At 56.4% G+C, this 6,669-nt stretch carries 4 protein-coding genes and 1 pseudogene; 2 read left to right on the top strand and 3 right to left on the bottom strand.

Annotated features, from left to right (window positions below; translation table 11 throughout):
• From FHS74_RS30210 to FHS74_RS29930, 3 genes are all read right to left on the bottom strand, one after another.
• Positions 1 to 322 (bottom strand): hypothetical protein (locus FHS74_RS30210; protein WP_211106638.1); only part of this gene is annotated, 322 nt, incomplete at its 3' end.
• A 45-nt stretch (positions 323 to 367) separates the two neighbouring features.
• The gene (locus FHS74_RS29935) at positions 368 to 877 is read right to left on the bottom strand and encodes a DUF4265 domain-containing protein (protein ID WP_184807933.1); all 510 of its coding nucleotides are present in this window, start codon (positions 875 to 877) and stop codon (positions 368 to 370) included.
• Positions 874 to 5,049: an RHS repeat-associated core domain-containing protein gene (locus tag FHS74_RS29930; RefSeq protein ID WP_184807932.1), complete on the bottom strand. Its 4,176-nt coding sequence runs from the start codon at positions 5,047 to 5,049 to the stop codon at positions 874 to 876. Before FHS74_RS29930 ends, FHS74_RS29935 begins: the two co-directional genes overlap by 4 nt.
• Before the next feature lie 837 nt (positions 5,050 to 5,886).
• Here FHS74_RS29930 and FHS74_RS30815 point away from each other — a divergent pair.
• Positions 5,887 to 6,108 (top strand): annotated as a pseudogene (locus FHS74_RS30815) (transposase domain-containing protein); the annotation flags it as partial.
• Entirely contained in the window at positions 6,056 to 6,409 is a 354-nt protein-coding gene (locus FHS74_RS29915; protein WP_246463478.1) for a hypothetical protein, read from the top strand. The pseudogene FHS74_RS30815 and the gene FHS74_RS29915, both read left to right, overlap by 53 nt.
• Positions 6,410 to 6,669 lie beyond the last annotated feature (260 nt).

Here is a 6,669-nt window from a genome sequence, read left to right as displayed (position 1 = left end):
GCGGCATTCGGCCCTGGGCTACAAAAGTCCCGTCCTGTTCGAGGCTACCGCCTGACGGCGAGCAAATGGCTCTCCACTTTTCCAGGGCAAGTCCAGTGCCGGCATCCTGTCCTCGCCGAACGATCGTTGGAGTCAACTCGCCTCCGCCCATAGGGAAGGTAAAGCCAACCCCCCACATACCTGTATTGTCATCAAAGAAAAACACGCGATATTGAAGAATTTGTCGTGCACTTACAGGCGCCTGGGCGAGAGGAATATAAGGATCGCCATACGGCGCAATTGAAGTGCCAGGTGGTGGAGTTACCACGACCTCAAGCGCCACTTGTGTACTTTGTAGCTTCTATCGTTACATGCCAAGCTTCTCCAGCTATGGCCTCGACTTAACATCATGACCCATCGCGCCCTCCTGGAATAACCATATTCCATCCTTCTCCCCAGAGGATAAAATTTTGTATACATCAAAAATATCGGCATTCGGTGGAACATCTATAGCGTACAAGAGCTTATTATCCCCATCTATGGGTAGGTGAGCGCTTTCAAAGGAGCATCCTATTTCCTCTAAACGCCCCCAGTATTTGACAAAATCGTCCTCTCTGGTTTGATTAATTACCATATAGTTAGAATGCCCGCATTTTTCAGCAACTGAAACAGCTTCAAGCTGGCCGGAAATTTCCTCCGAAGGTAAAGCCCTAACCAAGTCCATCAAGCTTATTCCTCTGGTAAAAAAAGGAGAATTCTTTATCCGGTAAATGTCTGGGGCTTCTGGAATCGCCTCAGCCCATATCCACTCGCGTGTATGACCATGCCATTCGGTCGGGTCAAGCTTGAATGAAATCCGAACGAGATCTTTAGGTTTTCCGGCTTCCGACGATGTCATGCTATCCACCCATTGCGTAAATACCATTCTAACGGAGTCCGTGGGCCTTTACTCAGGTTACATGTCCGGCAGGAAGGAAGATAGTTATCCGGGCTGTTATTTCCGCCCTGGCTTCTCGGGACAACATGTTCTCCATTTAATTGGCTCGGGCCAGGCTCAGGAGTAGTTGGCTCTCCACAATAAGCGCAGGGAACGTTGGAAGGCTGCTGCTTATTAAATGAACGGGGGAACAACTTGCCAGCGCCTGGCCCACCGAAGGACCCTTCCGGAAGCTCCTCTAAAGGGGTCATCCAAGGCGGTAACTGACCTGGAAGTATAATCTCCTGCGCCGTTCGCGTCCCGGTGATAACTATTTCGTCAGGAGCATCCTGCCCACTTTGTGGCTGATGAGCACTTTGCGGTACCGGGTCGCTTTGTATAACATGCTCCACCGGCGGCGTGACAACTATATCTTGGGTAACCTCCGGGCTCGGCTGCGAACTCTCTGCGCTGCCAACTGACGGCGCCGCTGTTGTGACAAGACCAACAGATCCTCCACCGATAAAGGCACCACCGCCACCGCCACCGCCACCACCACCGCCACCACAGTTTCCGGTGCAAAACACCGGGTACATGCTTTTCGAACAATCAGCCCCGGGAATGCGCGTTCCTGTGCATAATCCGCTTGGGTCCGTATTGTTGATCGGATCACCATCCACATAGGCGTAGAGATTCATCCCTGCGCTGTAACCGCTAGGGTCCGCCTGGGCAAACTTGCCCAGGCGGGGGATGTAGACGCGGGCCTTGTAGTGATAGGCGCCGATTTCCGCCAGCCAGATCTGGCCGGTGTATTGGAAGCGGCCCAGGTTGTTGGCGCTCGGCCGACCGTATTCGTCGTAGGTGTTGATTCCGCGCGCGGTGCGGTCGTCGTTCAGCACGGCGACGACGGAGCCGCGCTCATCCGACATCAGCCAGCGACGATCGCCGGTGCCGGAGCCCTGGTACCACACCAAGGTCTCATCCGTCGCGGCCCCGGGCACATAGCGATGCTGCACGGCGCCGGCCCTGTCGTATTCCGCCAGCAGCCGGTCGCCGAAGTACAAGAAATTGGTCGACGACGACTGGTTGACCTGCGTCAATCGCCCTGTGGCGTCGTAGCCCAGCGTGGTGGCAGGCGACACGCTGGTCAATTGATTGTCGGCGTTGTAGCCCATCGTGGTGGTGCCGAAGGACGAAACATTACCCCGCCCGTCGAAACCAATATTGATCGTGGGCGCATTACCCGAGATCTGGGTGGTCTGATTCAGCGCATTGACGGCATAATTGGTCGCGCCATTCTCTGGCAGCGGCGGATCATAGGCAGTGTTGGCCGCGGTGCGGCTGGTAATCTGCCCAGCCGCGTTGTAGCTGAAGCCCAGCGATTGGTCGACGTTGCTGCCCGTGAAATTCTGCGATGTCAGGCGCGAGGCGTTGTCATAACCATAGCTGGTGGTCACGCCATTGGATCGGCTGACCGACTGGCGCCGCCCCAAATCATCATAGGCATAGCTCGCCAATTGCGTGCCCGTGTTGTCCGTCACCGTCGTCATTGCGCCTGTGGCGTCATAACCATAGGTGACGGAGAAATTGTCCGGCCAGATCACCTGGGTCAACCGTCCCGCCGCATCATATTGCGCCGACACCGTGCGGTCGCCCGTCCGTTGCGTTGTCATGCGACCCAAGGCATCGTAGGTCATGATGACGGTAGCGTATCCGCTGGCCGACACCTGGGTCACCCGCCCCAGGTTGTCATAACTGTAGCCGTAACTGCCAACGTCGCGGCTGGTCACACGTTCCAACGCATCGAGGGTGAAATTGATCGTTTGCCCATCCCTCAGGCGATGGGATAGCACCTGGGAGTCGTTGTCATAGGTGAAGGTCTCATAGGAGGAGGCGCCATTGACCGAGGGATAGCTGACTTGTGTCGCCCGGTTGAAGCCGTCATAACTGTAGTTGGTGACGTTACCATTGCCGTCCATTATTGAAGATTTGAGGCCGTCGTCGGTATAGCTTGTCGCCACAATCCTTTGACTGTTGCCAAATGTTTGCGTCATCCGCCCTAGCGCGTCGTAGGTATAGGTGGTGTTTCGGTCAGGACCAGCGCCGTACATGAGGCGGGTTGTAGTCGTCAGGTGATTGGCGGCATCATAGTCGTACGTGAATCCCATCAACTCATTATTGTTAGCATCGATCAACGCACTGCGGATCTTGCGGCCTTGGCTATCGTAGACGGTCTTCTGCTTCTGCAGCACAACGAAATTGGACCAGTCCGCATCCGACTGGCTGTTCACCGTGCCCGTCCGCGTTTCCACCACCTGGCCATTGACATTTATGTCGATGCTGACTGCCCTATAGCGCCCAGACGCACCTGCAGGCGGACCGATGATACCAACAACTTGGCGAGCATTGTCGTAGCGGTACCGCGTTGTACCGGTATTCGCTGGGCCGGTGACCGTCAAGCGATTGCCCACAGCGTCATAGGTCACGGACGTGGTAGCGGAAATGGAGCCGTCACCGGCCGACTGTGTTACCGAAACCGGCAGCAAGTTGTTGGCTTGGCTGGAATCGCCATACCCGATCGAGGTCTTCGCCTCCAATGAAGTGCCCACGCATGAGGTGCCACTGATGCAAGTGGAGGTGCCGATGGGCCGATAAATGGCGGAGCCGGAGATCCAGTTGCCGTTACCATCCTTGTAATGCGCGTGATAAGAACCGTAGCTGTAGCGTGTTTGCGGCTGGGCCGCCCCAGTGCTGGGCGCGTCGCGCGTTACGGTCAGCACCCCGCCATGGTTGGGATCATACGTGTAATAGGTCCAGTGGCCATTGTAATCACGTACGGCCGAGGGCTGGTTGCAGGTCTTGGGATTAGGACAGCCGCTTTCATAGGTCGCCTCGGACCATACGACCAGATTGCTGCCGGGCTTGCCATATCTGGTTGTCTTCGTGACGTTCCCGCGGCTGTCGTAATCATAGGTGACATAATCGCCTTCCGGCGCCGTGACCTTAATCAAGCGATGATTGCCATCATAGGCATAGGTCGAGACGTGTCCAAGGGCATCCCGGTCTGTCAGTATTTGGCCCGAGGTCAAGTCCACTGTCACCACCCGCTGATTGCCGAGCGGATCGCTCACCGTGGTGGTGCGGATATTCCCGTTATCGGAATAACCGTATGCCCACGCGCTGACGCCGTTATTGATTGAGACGACACGATTGGACGAGTCATAATTAATGGTGATACTATTCATATTGCCGGACGGCAATCGGATGGCCGTGATCTTGCCGGAGCTATAGGCGTAGACGATGGAGCGCCCCAGACCGTCCGTGACAGTGGCACTGCTAGAAGACACTGAATAGCTGCTGGTTGGCCATGAACCCGCAAGGGTGCAACTGTAGGCGGCTACGTCACAGTTCTCGGCAGCCATATTGAAGCCAACCACTTGTGTTAGCGTGATCCAGGGCATCACCGAATTGACGTTGCCGGTGGCATCCGAGGCGTATTTGAATCGGATTTGGTAGCCAAAATTATTGCTGACCGACTGCAAGCGCCCCAGTGCCGCATAGGCGCCCGACGGAGCGTTTGCTACATTAAAATTAGCGACAACATACGTCCAGGTCCGCACTTCGCCCGTCGGCAGGGTCATGGTGGTGATGCGGCCTTCACTGGCGATGCTGACCATGCCGTCGCTGCCTATGTTGCAGCAATATTGCTTGTCAAACTTCGCGACCGTGCCGTCTGGCATGGTGTATGTATACACGGTGCCGCTGACACTCAGATTCGATGCACCGCCGCTAGTATTATTAAAATTCACCCCATCGGATGAAGTAAAAGCATCTGATGCTCCGCCCAGGCTGACTGTATAGATCGTCCCACTCTTATTTATACCGCCGTCCAGAGTGCTGCGCCATCCTGTACCCACAAAGGTACGCCCATAACTCAAACCACCGGTGCCAGGTTGACCAATCACCACTTCTTGCGCTGACGCAGTGAACGCGCCCGTGCCAAGATCGACAGAGTGAGAATCCACTGCTGAATAGAGAGGGGGCGGATTGCTCAATGCGTCCTGCGCCGAAGCCGTAAAGGAGAACAGCCCGCCGAGGGCGAAGGCGACGAAGGAAACCAGGCTGCGAGCAGCTCCGAAATGGGTAAAAAGCATGCTTCCTCGCGAAGGCGGGGTTATTCGGCAGTAAGAAGTTGAGGGCGCATTGCTCAATGTGGCCACCACTACCCAATCCACCGAAGAGGCAGCCGGACGACGATGCTTGCCCTATTGCGGTAATCAGCAATTTATGGCATTAATTTCGAAACATGATTGCTATGTTATCCGAACATCGCGCGCACACCAAGAACTTTCCGCTGAGGAAATAAACCACAGCGCATATAAAAGCGTGCGCTCTCATCGCCAATGTTTCTTTGCAGATTTCGCCGAAGATAAAGGCATACCGAAGATAAGGGCATACCAATGAGATCATACTCCTTCTATTCTTCGCCACGGCAGCACGCCGTTATCGCATTTATATTAGCGATTGTTTTTGGGGTCGTGCCCGGACGCGCCGCTTGGGCCGGGACTACTCAGTACGACTATGACACCCTTGGACGCCTCGTGAAGGTAATCTCCTCCAGCGGGGCCGTTACTACTTATACCTATGACAATGCCGGCAATCGGACGGCGTCCCAAACCAGTGGCGGCTCGGCATCCTCAGCATACGGCAATAAGGTGATCGTGTTGCCCTTGCTGGGTGGTTTTGTATTGCCTTTACCCTCGGGCCCCTTTGGAAACTAAATTATAAGCGTTTCCAATTAAGCGGCACCTCCCTGGCTGGAACCTCGCCAAAATTATCGGGGAAGTTCACTTCTACGAGTACGGCTCCAGTACCAAATCGGGGCTCGCCAGTATCGCAAGGACAATTCGGGCCAATCCGTAAGCGTGGCCTGAACGCCAGGTCGTTGGCAGCCAATCCTGCCCCACCGGGTTGGCGGCGTTGTCGCCGCTGTGTGCCTGTCCAACAACGGCTCCGACCGCGCCTTGCGCGGCATTGCCCTGGGACGGAAGTCATGGATGTTTTACGGCTCCAACCGCGGCGACCATCGTGCCGCCGCCCTATACAGCTTGATCGCCACGGCTATGATAAAAGGCCTCGACCTGCGGGCCTGGCTGGCCGATGTCCTCGCCCGCATCGCCGCGCACCCAGCTCACAGGCTCGACGATCTGCTGTCCGGCGCCAGGCACCCAAGGTGGCGAAAGCGCCCGCCGTGGCGGCCTGGCGGTGCAGGTCAACAAGATCCGTCACGTTCAGACCATCACCCGCGTTGCCCGGTTACTCGGCGAGGATGAGGACTGGCTATGGGACGTCGCCACCGAAATGGACCAAGAAGACGGGTTGATCTGGGGCCACGGCCCGGGCGAAGAGACTGTCATGGCCTTCACCGACTTCGGCATCGAAACCCTCACCGACCTGGTCCAGATCCATAAGTCCAATCCCGGACTGCTCAAGCGATGGGCCGCGCCCGAATAGCCACCTGCGGCCTACGCCGCAGGTTAACGGCACTTCCGTGGAAAGGCTCGAGGCAGAAATCCTCACGGCAAGCGCTTGCAAGCATGGTTCATCACCCACCAACCTCACCGGGGATTCGCCTTGGCCAAAATTAAGATAGATTAACGCCCAGAACCCGCAGAACCCCGGATAGCGTCCGTCAAGCTGGTGTAAAAGCGGCGCGCGTTTGAGGTGGCCGTTGGTCAGGCGGCTTTGGGTGAGAATGTGACGGCTGGGACAGT

This window comes from Nitrospirillum iridis, from assembly GCF_014205765.1.
Classification (GTDB): domain Bacteria; phylum Pseudomonadota; class Alphaproteobacteria; order Azospirillales; family Azospirillaceae; genus Nitrospirillum; species Nitrospirillum iridis.
Note: the sequence above shows the minus strand (reverse complement) of the source record. Positions and strands in the feature narration are given on the sequence as shown.